This window comes from Protofrankia sp. CiP1_Cm_nod2 (assembly GCF_920664355.1).
GTDB lineage: Bacteria > Actinomycetota > Actinomycetes > Frankiales > Frankiaceae > Protofrankia.
Genome location: NZ_CAKKTL010000109.1, coordinates 1 through 17,080 on the forward strand (window position 1 = coordinate 1; position 17,080 = coordinate 17,080).

A 17,080-nucleotide genomic window follows, 5' to 3' on the forward strand; every position below is an offset into this window, starting at 1 on the left:
GGTCCGGCGGGCGGGGCGCGGCCGGGCGGCACCGCGCCGCGGGACGCGTCGGCGGCCGCCCGCCGGCCGGGCGCGGGTGTTCTCGACGTGCTCCCCGGTCTGCGGGCGGGCGAGCTCGCCGGGCTGCGGGTCGCCACACTGCACGGCCGGCTGCCCCCGGACGAGAAGGAAGAGACCATGACCAGGTTCGCCGCGGGGGAGCTGGACGTCCTCGTGGCCACCACGGTGATCGAGGTCGGGGTCGACGTGCCGAACGCGACCGTGATGGTTGTGATGGACGCCGACCGTTTCGGTGTCTCCCAGCTGCACCAGCTGCGCGGCCGGGTCGGCCGCGGCGGCGCGCCCGGCTGGTGCCTGCTGTACACCGACGCGCAGGAGGGCTCGCCCGCCTGGGAACGGCTGGCCGCGGTGGCGGCCACCTCCGACGGGGCCGAGCTCGCCCGTCTCGACCTCGCGCAGCGACGCGAGGGCGATGTGCTGGGGGCGGCCCAGTCCGGCGGCCGGCGTTCCCTGCGCCTGTTGGAGCTGCTCAAGGACGAGGAGCTGATCCGCTCCGCGCGGGGCGAGGCGAGCGCGCTCGTCGGTGCCGATCCGCAGCTGGCGGCGCATCCGGCGCTGGCCGCGGCGCTCGCCGCCACTCTCGACGAGACGGCCGCCGCCTATCTGGAAAAGGGATGAGCCGCCTGTCCGGAAAAGGGATGACGGGCCGGGGGAGGGATGACCGGGGCGTGGGCCGGGGCCGGTGGGCCGCGTGCCGGCGACCGGCGCGCCCGGCCACCGGAAATCCGGAGAAAAACAAGGAAAAACGACGGGGCGAAGACAGGAAATGACCAGGATAATCGGCGGGGACGCGCGTGGGCGCCCGGTTCGGGTGCCGCCGGGCGGCGGGACCCGCCCGACCTCCGACCGGGCGCGGGAGGGGCTGTTCAACACGCTCGCCTCGCTGGTCGAGCTGCGCGGCGCGCGGTTCGCCGATCTCTACGCCGGCAGCGGCGCGGTCGGGTTCGAGGCGTTGTCCCGCGGGGCGTCCCACGCCCTGTTCGTCGACCGGTCGGCGGCGGCGGTCCGCACCCTGCGCGCGAATGCGGCGGCGCTCGGGTTCACCGGTGTGGAGATCCTTTCGCAGCCGGTCCAACATGTGGTGGAAATCATGCCGGAGTGCGCGTTCGACGCGGTGTTCCTGGATCCTCCGTATGCGCTGCCGGACAGTGCGTTGACCAGCGTGCTCGCCGGGCTGATCGCCGGTGCCTGGCTGCATCCGGACGGGGTGTGTGTCGTGGAGCGCTCGCGCCGCAGCGGCCCGCCGGCCTGGCCGGACGGACTCATTACGATTCGCAATCGCGCGTATGGTGAGGGGGTGCTCTGGTACGGTTCTGGATCATGAGAAGGGCTGCCTGTCCAGGTTCGTTCGACCCGATCACCAATGGTCATCTGGATATCATCGTCCGCGCCAGTCGGCTCTTCGACGAGGTCGTCGTAGCCGTGCTCATCAACAAGAACAAGGCCAACCTTTTCACCGTGGAGGAGCGGATAGAGCTGATCCGTGAGGTGGCCCGGGATCATTCCAACGTGGTGGTCGAGTCGTCCCATGGCCTGCTCGTCGACTTCTGCCGGGCCCGCGGCATTCAGGCCATCGTCAAGGGCCTGCGCGCGGTCAGCGACTTCGACTACGAGCTGCAGATGGCGCAGATGAACCATTCACTCGCGGGCGTCGAAACCCTCTTTATGAGTACGAATCCGCAGTATGCGTTTCTGTCGTCCAGCCTGGTCAAGGAGGTCGCCACCTACGGTGGGGACGTGTCCGGCCTGGTCCCCGACGTGGTGCTCAAGCAGTTGCGCGAACGTCTCGCCCGCTGAAGCACGGCCCCGGGCGGCGTTCCGCCCGGGGCCGTGCCCGCGGGGCCTGGGGCCCCCTTTGACAAGCGTCGTCGGACCGTGAATCCTTGACTGGTTGGCGTCATAACTGTATTTGGAGTGTCTACGCAGAGTACTGGTGCTGGTCCGCGCCGGGCCGTGTCCATAGGACGGATGGGGCTTGGCGACCATGCATGCCTGAACTTCGACGACGACGACGCGTGCTGGAGCGCGCTGGCCGCCTACAGCCAGTGGGGGCTCGCCAAGGGCGAGAAGGTGCTGCTCGTCACCGGTCCCGGCATCTCGAAGAGCGAGATCTTCGCCCGGCTGGACTCCTGTGGCCCGCCGGTGGAGCCGGCATGGGAGCGCGGCCAGCTGAACATCGAGAGCACCGAAGCGGTATACCTGCCGCCTGCCCGGTTCTCCATCGAGGGCCAGATCCAGCGGTACCGGGAGCAGATCGAGCTGTCGTACCAGCAGGAGTACCCGGGATTCCGGGCCTGCGCCGACATGGCCTGGGCGCTGGATCCCGACATGGATCTCGACCAGCTTGTCGCCTATGAACATGAGCTCAAGGTCTTGTTCACCGATCCGCGGTGCAGCGTGATCTGCTGCTACGACCGGAAGCGTTTCAGCAGGGAACTGCTGGACCGCATGGACGGCGTCCACCCCATGACGGTGCTCGAAGGCATCGGATCCCTGGATATCGAGGATACCGGCTCCGGCCTGAGGCTGGCCGGAGAAGTTGATCTATCTACCCGCGAGCAGTTCATCAGTGGTCTTGAGCGGGCGTTCGCCCGGTTCGGGGACCGCCTGCTCCTGGACCTGACGGATCTTTCCTTCCTGGACGCCCATGGTGCCGGGCTGATCATCAGGCTGGCGGCCGGAATGCCGCCGGGCGGGCGGCTGGAGATCCGTTGCAGTACCCGTCAGGCGTACGTGCTACGTATCCTCGGCGCGGAATCGATCCCGTGGATGGCCCTGACCAAGGTGTGATGTGATCCGCGAATGCCAGTAGCAGAACGATCATTCCGGCCCGGAACGTGTGCCCACGGTTGTTCCGGTAGCGGTTGCCGGGCCAGGCGGCCGCGGATGCGGCCTATGCCACGCCGGTGACCCCCTACCCCCACGCCCCGACCGTGGAGCAGCTCGTCACCTGGGAGCTGCCCCTCGACCCCGCTGTTGTCGCCGCGGTCCGGGCCGGGGTTTCCCGGCAGTTGTACGCGTGGGGCTTGGAAGAAGCGGTGTTCACCACCGAGCTGCTGGTCAGCGAGCTGGTCACCAATGCGGTCTGTCACGGTGCCGCTCCCATCACGGTGCGCCTGATCCGGGAGCACGCCCTCATCTGCGAGGTCTCCGACGGCGGCCGTGGCTCCCCCCGTCCGCATCGGATCTGTGGCTGCGACGAGGGCGGGCGGGGCCTGTTCCTCGTCGCCCAGCTCTCGCGGAACTGGGGCGTCCGCCATACCTCCACCGGCAAGACCGTCTGGGCCGAGCAGCCCCTGCCCTGAACGGCTGGTGTCACTCGCGCTGGGCCAGGGCGTATGGCCCTGGTCCACCACCGGCCATGGCCTGCCGCTCACCGTGGATCTCCATCTGTCTCCCTGAGGCGGCCATTGCGCTTGAGGCGGCCATTGCGACGCTTCGTGACATGCGGGCGGGCGACGGGCGCGGGCCGTCCGGATGCCCGGGCGTGCCGGCCCCGGGCATTGACGGGGCATTGATGTGGCCTGTCGGGGATGATGTGGCTGTCGGGGACCGCCCGCCGGCTGGCGGCCCGAGGCCGGTGGGCGTGCCACAGCCGGTCCCTGGTCCGTCCGGGGTGACGGTGAGCGGATTTCGCGAGACGATCGGATAGGGTGGTCTCCGGTACCTGGATTCCCGGGCACCAACCCATTGACCGACGAGTCACAGGTCACGAGCGCGTCACCGTCCCGCGGTCGGCCGCCTGTGACAGCGAGAGTTGTGAATCCAGTATCCGTGGCAACGACAGGCACCTCCTCCATGACCGCGCCGCCATCCCGCCGCCGGGCCCCTCGGGGCCCGCTCGTGCTCGACATCCGTGAGCTGGGCCGCCGGGCGGGATCGATGAAGCGCGTCGTGACGCGGGTGCCCGCTCCGGCGGAGCTGGGCACCGAGATGATCCACGTCCCGGTGGGCGCGCCCATCGACCTGGATCTGCGCCTGGAAGCCGTGATGGAGGGCGTGCTCGTCAGCGGCACGGCGTTCACGCCGCTGACCGGCGAGTGCGCGCGCTGCCTCGACCCGATCGAGGACGACACCACGGTCGGTCTCCGCGAGCTGTTCTACTACCCGGACCGGGCCCCCGAGGACCCCGAGGACGACTCCTTCCAGGTCGTGAACGACCATCTCGATCTCGAGCCGGTGCTGCGCGACGCGCTGGTGCTCAGCCTGCCGCTGTCCCCCTGCTGCCGGCCGGACTGCGCCGGCCTGTGTGCCGACTGCGGCGGCCGGCTGGACGATCCCGACGTCGATCACGAGCATGCCCGGGCCGATCCCAGGTGGGCGGCGCTGCCGCCACTGGCCGAGAACCTGTCACCGAATGAGCACACCCACGCAGCGAGCAACACCCACGCAGAGAGCAAGGAGAAGGACTAGTGGCCGTCCCGAAGCGCCGGACCTCGCGCAGCAACACCCGTTCCCGGCGGGCCCAGTGGAAGACGCAGGCCCCGGCCCTCACGAAGTGCCCCCGCGGCCACGTGACCCGTCCGCACACGGTCTGCCCGACGTGCGGTCGTTACAACGATCGACAGGTCCTCGACGTCTAAGTTGATGTGACACACGTCGCGGTCGATCTGCTCGGTGGTGACGGCGCGCCGGACGCGGTCGTCGACGGCATCGGTAGCGCGCTGGACGCCGACGAGTCGCTGCTGGTCAGCATCGTCGGCCCGGCCGCGGTTGCCGAACGGCTGTCGGCCGAGCGCGGGCTCGCCGTCGGTGGCCGGTTACGGCTGGCCGAAGCGCCCCATCTGATCGGTCCTGGCCAGGACGCGGCCCGTGAGGTCCGCTCGAGGCGGGATGCCACGGTCCGTGTCGCGACCCGGCTGATCAGGGACGGCGTGGCGGACGCGGTCGTCTCCGCCGGTCCGCCCGAAGCGCTCGTGGCCGCCGCCTCGTTCACCCTCGGGCCGGTGCCGGGGGCGACCCGGCAGGCCCTCGCCGTGCTGCTCGGCTCCCGGTCGAGCCCGACGGTCCTGCTGGACGCGGGCGCGGTCCCCGGCGGCGGCACCGGGGCCGACCAGCTCGTCCAGCACGCGATCGTCGGCGCGGCCTACGCGACGGCCTGTCTGGGCGTAGCGCGCCCCCGGGTCGGCCGGCTGGTGGCGGGGCCGGTCCGTCGCCCCGGAGCACGCTTTGGCGCCGGCGGACCGGGTACCGGTCGGCCAGGCGCCGGCGAACCGTATGCCGGGGGCCCGGGCGCCAGCGCGTCCGACGGGTCCGGCGACGGCGAGTTCGGTGACTTCCTCACCGGGCTGGAGCTCGACTTCGTCGGTGCCGTCGACGCCGCCACGGTGGTGGCCGGCGGACAGGTCGATGTCGTCGTCTGCGACGGTTCGACCGGAGCTGTTGTGGTCTCGTGGTTGCGGGCGGTGGCGAAGTCGGTCGACCAGCCGTCACCGGCGCTGTCGGGGTGGTATCCGCAGGAGGGAGCATTCGTGGTTGGCGTCGACGGGATCGTGATCGTCGCGGGCGGCGGGCCTGGTCCCGGCGCGGCCGGTCCGGGTATCGCGGGAGCGATCGCGCGGGCGGCCGCGCAGGCGTCCGCCGCGGACCGCTCCGGATGGGTGCTGTGCCAGCGGGCGGCCCTGGCCGGTCTCGTCACCCGCCGCCGCAGCCGGGCCGGGCTGCCGTCATGACCCGCGGCCTGCCTCCGCCGATGCCCCGGGACGGCCTGCGGGCCGCGCTCGGCGTGCCGGTCGACGTCGACCGGCTGGAGCTGGCGCTCACGCACCGTTCGTACGCCTACGAGCAGGGCGGCCTGCCGACCAACGAGCGGCTGGAGTTCCTCGGGGACTCGGTGCTCAGCCTGATCGTCACCGACGCCCTGTTCAACCGCCATCCCGACCTGCCCGAGGGGCAGCTGGCCAAACAGCGCGCGTCCGTGGTCAACATGCGGGCCCTGGCCGAGGTCGCCCGCACACTGGGGGAGAAGGGCATCGGCCCCTACCTGCTGCTCGGCCGCGGCGAGGAGACCACCGGCGGGCGGGACAAGGCCAGCATCCTCGCGGACACCCTGGAGGCGCTGATCGGCGCGGTCTACCTGTCGTCCGGTCTGGAGAGCGCCTCCGAGTTCGTCCACCGGCTGTTCGACCCGTTGCTCGACGTCGCCGCCGGCCGGGGCGCCGGGCTGGACTGGAAGACGTCGTTGCAGGAGCGTACCGCCAGCCTGCTGCTCGGCCCCCCCGAGTACGAGGTGGACGAGTTCGGGCCGGACCACGCCAAGCGGTTCACCGCCCGGGCCGTCGTGGCCGGCCGGGTGCTCGGTCACGGCGACGGGGGCAGCAAGAAGGAGGCCGAGCAGCGGGCCGCCGCCGCCGCCTTCCAGGCGCTGGAGGACGAGGCCGAAGCTCCCGGCCAGGTGGCACCCGACACCGCCGGGGCCACCGCTGACGCCGCGTCCGAGAGCGCCCATGGCCATTCCGAGGCGGCGGTGGGCACGGGCAACGGCTGACCGGCGGCCGTGCCTGATTCCCGCCTGTCCGATCCCGTATGCCTGATGCCTGAGCCGCCCGATGATGCCTGAGCTGCCTGATGCCTGAGCTGCCCGAGGTCGAGGTGGTCCGCCGCGGCCTTGAGCGGACGCTGCCCGGCCGGACGATCGCCACGGTGGCGGTCGCCCATCCCCGGGCGGTCCGGCGGCATGCCGCCGGCGCTGCCGACTTCGCCGCCGTGCTCGCCGGCCGCACGATCGAGGCTGCCTGCCGCCGGGGCAAGTACCTGTGGCTGGCCCTCGACGGCGGGGCCGCGCTGCTGGGTCATCTCGGGATGAGCGGCCAGCTGCTGGTGGTCGCCACGGAGAAGCCCGACGAGACGCACCTGCGGGTGCGTTTCACCTTCACCGACGCCGGCCGTCAGCTGCGGTTCGTCGACCAGCGCACCTTCGGGGGGCTGGCGGTCGTCCCGACCGACGCGGGCGTGCCCGCGCCGATCGTGCACATCGCCCGGGACCCCCTCGACCCGGAGTTCTCCGACGCCGGCTTCGTCGCGGCTGTGCGCCACCGCCGGACCGGGATAAAACGGGCGCTGCTGGACCAGACGCTCGCCAGCGGGATTGGTAACATCTACGCGGACGAATCACTGTGGCGAGCGGGTCTGCACTATGCGCGTCCGACCGGGACGTTGACCCGCGGCGAACTCAACCGGTTGCTGCAAGCGGTGCGCGAGGTCCTGCTCGAGGCCCTACAGGCCGGTGGCACCTCTTTCGACGCGCTCTACGTGTCGGTCAACGGTGAGAGCGGGCTGTTCGACCGTTCGCTCGCGGTCTACGGGCGGGCAGGGCTGCCCTGTACGCGATGCGAGACCCCGATCCGCCGGGACGCTTTCATGAACCGGTCCAGTTTCACCTGTCCGCGCTGCCAGCCACGCCCGCGAAAAGCACACTGGTAGGCCGGGCTCCGCCCGGCGCGGCGCACTGGTAGGCGCCGGGCCCTGTCCGGCGGCGGTTGCCGACAGCTGGTGGTGAAAGGAGCGCGACAACCGTCATGGACGCGGATGCCGCCCTGGGAAAGATCCGTAAGCTGCTGGCGATGGCCGAGGCCGAGGGCCTGCCCGAACAGGCCCGGGAGTCCTACAACGACAAGGCCGCGGACCTCATCGCCCAGTACGGCATCGACCGGGCGCTGCTGGAGGAGGCGGTGCCCACCACGGCGGCGGCCGGGGACGTCGTGCTGGGCATCGACCATCCCTACGCCCGGGACAAGATCGCTCTGTTGGCCGCCATCGCCGGCCCGCTCGGCTGCCGGCTGATCCACCGGACGAGCCCGCTGGCCGGCGCGACCGCGCACGCGGCGCACCTGTTCGGGATGGCGGCCGATCTGGAACGGGCCCAGCTTCTCTACACGTCCCTGCTGGTCCAGCAGGCGCACGCCCTCGCGCTGGTCCGGGTGCCGCCCGCGGAGGACGCCCGCGCGTTCCGCCGGTCCTGGATGGCCGGGTTCGCCGCCGCCGTCCAGAACCGGCTCACCGCGGCCGAGTCCGGGGCCAGGGAACGTCATCGGTCCGGGCATGCCGGCGGCCGGTCGGTCGAGCTCGTCCTCGCCGACCGGTCGGCGAGGGTCGACCGGCACGTCGCCGAGGTCTACCCGCGGCTGCGTACGACGCGGTCGCGCAGCCTGTCCGGCTCAGGTGGGCCGGCCGGCTTCCAGGCCGGGCAGCGGGCCGATATCGGCACCGGCAACCGCCTCGCCGACAGGCCCCGCCGCAAACAGCTGTGACCGGCCAGGAACAGCTGCGGCCGGCCAGCAGGCCGGCGCGTCAGTACTTGCCGCCGGGGAGGTTGGGGACCGCTGTCTGGGTGGGGCCTGACGTGCGGGGCGGGGCGTAACCGGGCCCGATGATCTCGGCCGCGGCGGGCGCGGGCTCAGGTACCGCGCTGCGCAGGCCTTCGGTGCTGGCTTTCGGCACCGGCAGCACGCCGCCGTCCTGCTCGAAGTTCTGGCCACAGCCGCCGAGAAGCAGCGTCGACGGGATGACGATGGCGCACACCGTCGTCAGCGCGACCCGGCCGCGGCGGTACCGGCGCGGCCGAGGCTGACGGAAGCGGGGGGAATGTGTCGTGTCCACAGTGATCCGGTATCCTACCGGCTTCATGCGTGACGTTCCCGCCTCTCCGCCCGGCGGTCCCAGTGGGGTCCCCGGTGGATCCGCTGATCACGGCGGCCGTGATCCGTCCGCCGGCGTCAGCGGCTCCGCCTGCGCGCCCGAGGAGCCTCGGGCCCGGCTCACGGCATGGGTGTCGGGGACCGTGCAGGGTGTTGGCTTCCGCGCATACGTCCGGTCGAGGGGGCGTCGGCTCGGGCTGGTGGGCTCCGCGACCAACCTCGCGGACGGCCGGGTCGAAGTGATTGTCGAGGGCCCGCGCGCGGCCTGCCGGACCCTGCTGGAAATGCTGCGGGCGGGACACACACCCGGCCGGACGACGCAGGTGACGTACTCCTGGTCGCCGCCCAGGGGTGACCTGCTGAATTTTGTTCGTAAGTGACGCGTTTGTTGGCGCTGGCCAATCGTCCGGTCCGGCATCAATCGTCCGTCTCCGGTGCGCGGGTGGGCCGCGGCCGGATGCCAGTGGGCTCGTGCGTACCGGGCTGGTAACAGCATCGGCGCGTATCGGCCGGCTGACCGGCCGTGTCGGCGCCGATGGCATGACAACCCGGTGACATGTGTGTCCGTCGTGCCGGCGGACACACCGACAGGCCCGGGTGTCCTCATCTCGACAAAACGCCGTCGCCGTCGAGTGGGGTATGGCATCGTCTTGACTTTCGGTCGCAAGGCGTGCCATCCTCGATTCATTGTCTGGTGCGTCGTGTGGTCTGCCTGAGCTGGTCGGCCAGGCCGCAGCGCATCCCGCACCCGCTCGGTCACTCATCGTGGAGGACCACTATCATGGCGAAGGCCCTTTTCGGCCACGTCGGCTCTGGCAGCGATGTTCGTTTGTCGTATGAGGTACGCCGACTTCGTGCGCGTGTAGCAGAACTGGAGGACGAGCTCGCGCGTAGCCGCGCTCTCAATGATGCTCTTGAAGGGGTCGATGTCTCGGATGAACTCCGAGCGTTCGAGGCAGAGCCCGCGCTGACCTGATCCTCCTGGACCCGCAGCGGGACCCAAGGGACGTTTCTCTTCATGGGGAACGTCCCTTTGTGTTGTCGGCGGCATTCATGAAACCTCCCGTCGAGGTTTCCCGCCATGCCTGTGACGTTGCGAACTACGTCGATTTCTGTCGGTGATGCGATTCACCTTCCGGTGTCCGCGCGCCCCGGTCCTGCCGGCCCCCGCCGGCCACTGCCGGGCCACCGCACCCGGCCCCCGTCCACTGCCGGGCACCGCAGTATCGTGAGTACTCGATCGTCCTCTCGGGCATGGTGGCGGAGACGGGCCTAGGCACGCGTGACGGACCCGGCAGCCGGTCACATGACAGCCGGTCACACCGTGCGGCCAACTGTCCGCGGCCCGTTCCCTGCGACAGCTGTCGGAGACCGGTGCACCTCAAAAGCCTCACCCTGCGGGGTTTCAAGTCGTTCGCGAGTTCGACGACGCTGCACCTCGAGCCCGGTATCACCTGCGTGGTCGGGCCGAACGGCTCCGGCAAGAGCAATGTCGTCGACGCCATGGCCTGGGTCCTCGGCGAGCAGGGGGCCAAGGCGCTGCGCGGCGGCACCATGTCCGACGTCATCTTCGCGGGCACCCCGTCGCGGCCGCCGCTGGGGCGCGCCGAGGTGCTGCTGACCATCGACAACACCGACGGTGCCCTGCCGATCGACTACAGCGAGGTCACCGTCGGCCGGCTGATGTTCCGCAGCGGCGAGAGCGAATACACGATCAACGGCAGCACCTGCCGGCTGTTGGACATCCAGGAGCTCATGAGCGACTCCGGGATCGGCCGCGAGCTGCACGTCATCGTCGGGCAGGGGCAGCTCGACGCGGTCCTGCACGCCCGCCCGGAGGACCGCCGCGCCTTCGTCGAGGAGGCGGCCGGCGTCCTGAAGCACCGCAAGCGCAAGGAGAAGGCGCTGCGCAAGCTGGAGGGGATGGCCGCCAACCTCACCCGGCTCACCGACCTGTCCGCCGAGCTGCGCCGTCAGCTCGGCCCCCTCGGCCGGCAGGCGGAGATCGCCCGTAAGGCCGGCGTCATCCAGGCGTCGCTGCGTGACTCCCGGCTGCGGCTGCTCGCCGACGACATCGTCACGGCCCACGGGGACCTGGCAACCGACATCCGGGACGAGGAGGCGCTGCGGGCCCGGCTGGCCACGGTGGGCCGCACCCACGCCGAGGGCCAGCGGCGCGAGCAGGAGCTGGAGGCGGCGCTGGCCGCGGTGACCCCGCAGGCAGCCGCCGCGGGCGAGGTCTGGCATGCCCTGGTGTCCCTGCGGGAACGTATCCGGGGCACCCGGTCGCTGGCCGCCGAGCGGGCCCGGCTGCTGCGGGCCGGCGCCGAGGAGCAACGCAGCGGTCGCGACCCCGAGCAGATGGAGCAGGAGGCCGCCGCGGTCCGGGAGCAGGAGAGCGCGCTGCTGACCCGGCTGGACACCGACCGGGACGGCCTCGAGGAGGTCGTCACCCGCCGGGCGCGGCTCGAAGCCGCGCTCGTCCAGGAGGAGAAGGCGCTGGTCGCGGCCGCGCGGGAGGCGTCGAGCCGACGGGAGAACCTCGCCCGGCTGGCCGGCCGGGTCGAGGCCGCCAGATCCCGGGCCGCCAGCGCCGAGACAGAGATCGTCCGGATGTCCGAGGCGGTGGACGCGGCCCGGCTGCGCGGCGGGGAGACCAGCGACCAGCGGATCGCGCTCGAGTCGGAGCTCGTCCGCATCCAGACCACCCGCGGCGAGCTCACCGCGCGTCGCGAGGAGGCGGTGGCGGTGCACGCCAGCGCCACCGAGCGGCTGGAGGAGCTGCGCGGGCAGGAGCGTTCCGCCGAACGCGACCGGGCGTCCTGGCAGGCCCGCCGGGAGGCGCTGACCCTGTCACTGACCCCGCGCGACGGCGCCGCGGCGCTGCTGGACGCCGCCGCCGGCACCTGGACGCCCCCGCCCGCCGACCAGGCCGGCAGAGGGGACCAGGCCGGCAGAGGGGACCAGGCCGGCAGAGGGAAAAAGAAAAAGGGGAAGATCGGCCGGGATGCCGCCGCCGGGCAGGACCGGGCCGCCGCTGACACCGCTGACACCGCTGACACCGCCGCCGCGGGCGCCGGGGTTCGTGCCGAGCCGCCCACCGGCATCCTCGGCCGGCTGGCCGGGTGGCTGTCGGTCGAGCCGGGGGCGGAGGTGGCCGTCGCGGCCGTGCTGGGCCCGGCCGCCGACGCCGTCGCCGTCGCCGTCGCCGGCGACGTCACCGCCGCGTTCGAGTGGCTGCGGGCGGTCGACGCCGGCCGGGTGTCCCTGGTCGTCGCCGCCGCGGCCCCCGCCGACGGTTCTGCGGCGGACGCCGCGGTGGCCGCTGCCGTGGCCGACCCGGCGCGAGCCCTGCCACCGGAAGCCCGCGGCGGTGGCGTACCCGCTGCCGATCTCGTGCGGGTCGGTGACCCGCGTTATGCCGAGGCCGTCGCGCGGATGCTCGCCGCCACCCTGGTGGTCGACGACCTCGCGGCCGCGGCGGAGGTGGTCCGGGCGCATCCCGGCATCCGGGCGGTCACCCGGGCCGGGGACGTGATCGGGCCGGCGCTGGCCACCGGCGGCAGCGCCCGGGCACCGTCCCTGCTGGAGCTGCAGGCCGCCGCCGAGGAGGCGGAGAGCCAGATGATCGCCGCGGCCGGCCGCGGGGAGCACGCCCGGGGGGCGGTCGCCGCCGCCGGGGAGGAGGTCGCCCGGGCCCGCGGCGGGATCGACGAGGCGCTCGCGGCGCTGCACACCGCCGACGCCCGGCACCGCGCGCTCTCCGAGCAGCTGTCCCAGCTGGAGCGGGCGAACCGCTCCGGCGCGGCCGAGACCGAACGTCTCGAACGGGCCCGCGCCCAGGCCGAGACAGCCCGTGACCAGGCGTATGGCGCGCTGGCGGAGCTGGAGGCGGCGCTGGCCGCCGCCTCGGACGAACCGGAGGCGGGGGAACGTTCGTCAGCCGAACGCGACCGGCTGGTCGCGGCGACCTCGGCGGTGCGCGCCGAGGAGGTCGAGGCCCGGCTCGCCGTGCGCACCAGCGAGGAGCGGGCGCGGGCGCTGGCCGGCCGGGCGGACGCGCTGGTGCGCTCCGCCGCGAACGAACGCGCCGCGCGGATGGCCGCGGCGCGCCGCCGGGAGGTCCGGGAACGCCAGGCGGCGGTGGCCGCGGCGGCCGCCGACGCCGCCGACACGGCCCTGACCGCCCTGGAGCACTCCCTCGTCGCCGCCGACACCGAACGCCAGCGTGTCGAGGCGCTGCGCCGGGGGACCGAGTCCGAGCTGACCGGCGTCCGGGAGCGGGTCCGCACGCTCGCCGCCGAGCTCGCCGCGCTGCGAGACGACGTCCACCGCGACGAGCTCGCCCGCGCCGAGAAGCGCCTGCGGGTCGAGACGCTGGAGACCAAGGCGATGGACGAGCACGGGATAGCCGCCGACGACCTGGTCGCCGAGTACGGGCCGGACGTCCCGGTGCCGCCGGACACCCCCGACGGCGAGCCCGTCCCGTTCGACCGGGCCGAGCAGGCGGCGCGGGCGGCCACCGCGGAGAAGCAGCTCAACCGCCTGGGCAAGGTCAACCCGCTGGCGCTGGAGGAGTTCGAGGCGCTGCAGGAGCGCGCGGCGTTCCTCTCCGCCCAGCTCGACGACATCAAGAACACCCGCCGTGACCTGCTGCTGGTCGTCGCGGAGGTCGACGAGCGGGTGCGGGAGGTCTTCCGGGTGGCGTTCGCGGACACCGCGCGGGAGTTCGAGACGGTCTTCGCGACCCTCTTCCCCGGCGGCGAGGGCCGGCTCGTGCTGACCGACCCCGATGACATGCTCACGACGGGTATCGAGGTGGAGGCCCGGCCGCCGGGCAAGAAGGTCAAGCGGCTGTCGCTGCTGTCGGGTGGTGAGCGGTCGCTGACAGCGATCGCGCTGCTGCTGGCGATCTTTAGGGCCCGCCCGTCGCCGTTCTACGTCCTCGACGAGGTCGAGGCGGCTCTCGACGACCGCAACCTCGGCCGCCTGCTGGAGGCGCTGGAGGGGCTGCGGGAGAAGTCCCAGTTGATTGTCATCACCCACCAGAAGCGCACGATGGAGATCGCCGACGCGCTCTACGGGGTGGCGATGCGTGGTGACGGGGTCACCACGGTGATCAGCCAGCGGCTGCGCGAGCGCGCCTCGGCCTGAGCCTCGGCCTGAGCGCGGCACGCCTGGTCTGCCAGGATCGAAGGCGTGGAGTACGTCCTCATCATTATCGCGATCGTCGTGTTCGCCATCGTCACGGCCGCCGGCCTGGTGGTGGGCACCCGCCGCCGCGGGCGGGCGGGCGGCGCCGCCCCCGGCCAGTCCCCAGGCCAGGCTGCCCCCGGCCAGGCTGCCCCAGACCGGCCACAGCCGGGTACGGACTACGCGCCCGGGGTGGGCGACGACGCCGAGGTGCCGCGGGACTCCCCCCGCCGGACGTTCGACACGGTCGATCTCCCAGCCGGTCTCGGTATCCCCGCGCCCCCCAGCGGGGCCGAGACCGCCGAGGCCGGGCTGTACGAGCTGGAACTGGAGAAGGCGCCGGAGCTGGAGGTGCCGGCTCCGGCCGCGGGCCGGCTGGTGCGGCTGCGCGCCCGCCTGGCCCGCTCCCAGAGCAGCCTGGGCCGTGGCCTGCTGCTGCTGCTGTCCGGGGACAACCTCGACGAGGAGGCCTGGGAGGACGTCGAGACGACCCTGTTGGTCGCCGACGTCGGCGTCACGCCCACCGAGGAGCTGGTCGCGTCGCTGCGGACGAAGGTGAAGGTCCTCGGCGCGCGCCGGCCCGAGGACGTCCGTGCCCTGCTGCGCGACGAGCTGCTCGCCCAGATCGGCACCAGCACCGACCGCACGGTACGGGCGTCCGCGCCGGACCGGCCGGCGAACATCCTCGTCGTCGGGGTGAACGGCACCGGCAAGACCACGACCTGCGGAAAGATCGCCCGGCTCCTCGTGGCGGACGGCCGGACAGTCGTGCTGGGCGCGGCGGACACCTTCCGGGCCGCCGCCGCCGACCAGCTGGAGACCTGGGGCAGCCGGGTCGGGGCGCGCACGGTCCGCGGCGGCGAGGGCAGCGACCCGGCGTCGGTGGCCTTCGATGCGGCCAAGCGGGGGATCAGCGACGGCGCCGACACGGTGGTGATCGACACCGCGGGCCGGCTGCACACCAAGACCGGCCTGATGGACGAGCTCTCCAAGATCAAGAGGGTGGTCGCCAAGCTCGGCCCCGTCGACGAGGTGCTGCTGGTGCTGGACGCGACCACCGGCCAGAACGCGGTGGAGCAGGCCAGGGTCTTCACCCAGGCGGTGGACATCACCGGGGTCGTGCTGACCAAGCTCGACGGCACCGCCAAGGGCGGCATCGTGATCGCCGTCCAGCGGGAGCTCGGCGTCCCCGTGAAGCTGGTCGGCCTGGGGGAGGGCCCGGACGACCTCGCCCCGTTCGAGCCGGAGGCGTTCGTCGACGCGCTGCTCGGGGACCCGGCGGCCTGAGCCGCGGCACGCGGGCGGCAGAATCCTGAAACGCAACATCGGAACGTAACAACGCGGCGAAGCGGGTGAGCGGGGGCGGAACCGGTCCAGGGACCACGGTGTGGCCACTGCGTCCGGTGCCGGGCTTCTTCCGTACCCGCATGCCGCGACCTACAGTGCCGGGGTGAGGATTTCACTCCCGGCCGGTGGCGACGGCCGGGGCGGATGACGTCCGGCGAGGTGTGCCCGCCATCCTCGGTGTGGAGGGCGGAGATCACGGCAGGCCCGCCTGTGATCGTCGTGTGGGTGCGCCTCGCCAGGGCTTGATGATCTTCTTTGTTCCGTCGGGAGTCCCGTCGGGGCGGGCGGTGGTGAGTGGTCCGGCTCCGGCTCGGGCCGGTGGGTGCGTACCCTGAGAAGTGCGGTCCGCCAGCGATCCCGGAGTGTGCGCGTGTTCGACACCCTGTCCAGCCGTCTCGACAAGGCATTCTCGTCACTGCGTGGCAAGGGGCGGCTGTCCGAGGCCGACATCAACGCCGCCGCCCGGGAGATCCGGGTGGCCCTGCTGGAGGCCGACGTCGCCCTGCCGGTGGTCCGAGCCTTCATCGGCGCCGTCCGGGAGCGGGCCAGGGGCGAGGAGGTCTCGGCCTCGCTGAACCCCGCCCAGCAGGTCATAAAGATCGTCAACCAGGAGCTGGTCACGATCCTGGGCGGCGGGACGGCCACCCTGCGGTTCGCCCGGACGCCCCCCACCGTCATCCTGCTCGCGGGCCTGCAGGGGACGGGCAAGACGACGCTGGCCGGCAAGCTCGGCCGGTGGCTGAAGGAGCAGGGCCACACCCCGCTCCTTGTCGCCGCCGACCTGCAGCGGCCGAACGCCGTCACGCAGCTTCAGGTCGTCGCCGGCCGGGCCGGCGTGGACGTGTACGCCCCCGAGCCCGGCAACGGTGTGGGCGACCCGGTCGCGGTCGCCCGCGACGCCGTGGAGCACGCCCGCCGCCGCCTGCACGACGTGGTCGTCGTCGACACCGCCGGCCGGCTCGGCGTGGACACCGAGCTGATGCGCCAGGCCGCCGACATCCGGGACGTGACCTCCCCGGACGAGATCCTGTTCGTCGTCGACGCCATGATCGGCCAGGACGCCGTCACCACCGCGCAGGCGTTCGCCGACGGGGTGGGCTTCACCGGGGTGGTGCTCACCAAGCTCGACGGTGACGCCCGCGGCGGTGCCGCGCTGTCGGTCGCGCACCTGACCGGCCGTCCGATCATGTTCGCCTCCACCGGTGAGGCGCTGGACGACTTCGACGTCTTCCACCCCGAGCGGATGGCCTCGCGCATCCTCGGGATGGGCGACGTCCTCACCCTCATCGAGCAGGCCGAGAAGGCCTTCGAGGCCGAGCAGGCCGAGGCGATGGCGGCGAAGATGGCCGCCGCCGAGTTCACCCTCTCCGACTTCCTCGAGCAGATGCTCACCGTCCGCAAGATGGGGCCGATCGCCAACCTGCTCGGAATGCTGCCCGGGATGGGGCAGATGAAGGAGCAGCTCGCCCAGATCGGCGACCGGGACGTCGACCGGGTGGTGGCGATCATCCGGTCGATGACGCCGGCCGAGCGGGACGATCCACGCATCCTCCAGGCGTCCCGCAAGGCGCGGGTCGCCCGCGGCTCCGGGGTGACCGTCACCGAGGTCAACCAGCTCCTCGACCGGTTCGAGGAGGCGCGCAAGGTCATGAAGCAGATGGCCGGCGGCCTCGGCATGCCCGGTGGGGCGTTGCGCGGGAAGTCGGCCGCGGCCCGTAAGGCCCCCAAGAAGGCCAAGGGCGCGAAGCGCAAGGGCAACCCCGCCGCCCGCGCCGCGCAGACCCAGGCGCAGCGGGCCGCGGCCGAGGCGCGGCGGGCCGGTGGGCTGCCCGGCGGGCCCGACG

General features: G+C 72.5%; 16 protein-coding genes and 1 pseudogene. 16 read left to right on the forward strand and 1 reads right to left on the reverse strand.

The window, feature by feature from the left end; all coding sequences use genetic code 11:
* The 11 genes from NBW84_RS13550 to NBW84_RS13600 all read left to right on the forward strand — a co-directional run.
* A partial coding sequence (locus NBW84_RS13550; RefSeq protein WP_445548709.1) for a helicase-related protein occupies nt 1-678 on the forward strand: 678 nt, incomplete at its 5' end.
* 148 nt (nt 679-826) lie between these two features.
* On the forward strand, nt 827-1,384 hold the full coding sequence (gene rsmD / locus NBW84_RS13555) for a 16S rRNA (guanine(966)-N(2))-methyltransferase RsmD (RefSeq protein WP_250285087.1): 558 nt from the start codon (nt 827-829) through the stop codon (nt 1,382-1,384).
* Nucleotides 1,381-1,857, forward strand: coding sequence for a pantetheine-phosphate adenylyltransferase (coaD, locus tag NBW84_RS13560; protein ID WP_250285088.1), 477 nt, complete (start codon nt 1,381-1,383; stop codon nt 1,855-1,857). Before rsmD ends, coaD begins: the two co-directional genes overlap by 4 nt.
* Nucleotides 1,858-2,028: 171 nt before the next feature.
* A complete protein-coding gene (locus NBW84_RS13565; protein WP_250285089.1) occupies nt 2,029-2,850 on the forward strand; it encodes an MEDS domain-containing protein in 822 nt (273 codons plus the stop codon).
* A gap of 116 nt (nt 2,851-2,966) precedes the next feature.
* Nucleotides 2,967-3,365 carry an ATP-binding protein gene (locus tag NBW84_RS13570; RefSeq protein WP_250285090.1) on the forward strand — a complete coding sequence of 133 codons (399 nt, stop codon included), beginning with the start codon at nt 2,967-2,969 and terminating at the stop codon, nt 3,363-3,365.
* Nucleotides 3,366-3,858: 493 nt separating this feature from the next.
* Nucleotides 3,859-4,473 carry a YceD family protein gene (locus tag NBW84_RS13575; RefSeq protein WP_250285091.1) on the forward strand — a complete coding sequence of 205 codons (615 nt, stop codon included), beginning with the start codon at nt 3,859-3,861 and terminating at the stop codon, nt 4,471-4,473.
* On the forward strand, nt 4,473-4,643 hold the full coding sequence (gene rpmF, locus NBW84_RS13580) for a 50S ribosomal protein L32 (protein ID WP_013874845.1): 171 nt from the start codon (nt 4,473-4,475) through the stop codon (nt 4,641-4,643). Before NBW84_RS13575 ends, rpmF begins: the two co-directional genes overlap by 1 nt.
* 6 nt (nt 4,644-4,649) lie before the next feature.
* On the forward strand, nt 4,650-5,732 hold the full coding sequence (locus NBW84_RS13585; RefSeq protein WP_250285092.1) for a phosphate starvation-inducible protein PhoH: 1,083 nt from the start codon (nt 4,650-4,652) through the stop codon (nt 5,730-5,732).
* Nucleotides 5,729-6,547, forward strand: a complete 819-nt coding sequence (gene rnc / locus NBW84_RS13590; protein WP_250285093.1) for a ribonuclease III — start codon at nt 5,729-5,731, stop codon at nt 6,545-6,547. Before NBW84_RS13585 ends, rnc begins: the two co-directional genes overlap by 4 nt.
* An 80-nt stretch (nt 6,548-6,627) precedes the next feature.
* Complete coding sequence (mutM, locus tag NBW84_RS13595) at nt 6,628-7,482, forward strand: bifunctional DNA-formamidopyrimidine glycosylase/DNA-(apurinic or apyrimidinic site) lyase (protein WP_250285095.1); 855 nt, start codon at nt 6,628-6,630, stop codon at nt 7,480-7,482.
* Nucleotides 7,483-7,577: 95 nt separating this feature from the next.
* On the forward strand, nt 7,578-8,309 hold the full coding sequence (locus tag NBW84_RS13600) for a DUF2786 domain-containing protein (RefSeq protein WP_250285097.1): 732 nt from the start codon (nt 7,578-7,580) through the stop codon (nt 8,307-8,309).
* 40 nt (nt 8,310-8,349) lie between these two features.
* Here NBW84_RS13600 and NBW84_RS13605 read toward each other — a convergent pair whose 3' ends face one another.
* Nucleotides 8,350-8,685 carry a hypothetical protein gene (locus NBW84_RS13605; RefSeq protein WP_250285099.1) on the reverse strand — a complete coding sequence of 112 codons (336 nt, stop codon included), beginning with the start codon at nt 8,683-8,685 and terminating at the stop codon, nt 8,350-8,352.
* 127 nt (nt 8,686-8,812) lie between these two features.
* Between NBW84_RS13605 and NBW84_RS13610 the strand changes: the two are divergent.
* The 5 genes and pseudogenes from NBW84_RS13610 to ffh form a co-directional block, all read left to right on the forward strand.
* Nucleotides 8,813-9,076 (forward strand): annotated as a pseudogene (locus tag NBW84_RS13610) (acylphosphatase); the annotation flags it as partial.
* Nucleotides 9,077-9,477: 401 nt separating this feature from the next.
* Nucleotides 9,478-9,672 carry a hypothetical protein gene (locus NBW84_RS13615; RefSeq protein WP_250285101.1) on the forward strand — a complete coding sequence of 65 codons (195 nt, stop codon included), beginning with the start codon at nt 9,478-9,480 and terminating at the stop codon, nt 9,670-9,672.
* 398 nt (nt 9,673-10,070) lie between these two features.
* Entirely contained in the window at nt 10,071-13,850 is a 3,780-nt protein-coding gene (locus NBW84_RS13620) for an AAA family ATPase (RefSeq protein WP_250285102.1), read from the forward strand.
* Nucleotides 13,851-13,895: 45 nt separating this feature from the next.
* Nucleotides 13,896-15,176: a signal recognition particle-docking protein FtsY gene (ftsY, locus tag NBW84_RS13625; RefSeq protein WP_250285103.1), complete on the forward strand. Its 1,281-nt coding sequence runs from the start codon at nt 13,896-13,898 to the stop codon at nt 15,174-15,176.
* 430 nt (nt 15,177-15,606) lie between these two features.
* Nucleotides 15,607-17,080, forward strand: a 1,474-nt coding sequence (ffh, locus tag NBW84_RS13630) for a signal recognition particle protein (RefSeq protein ID WP_250285104.1), incomplete at its 3' end; no start/stop codon positions are given.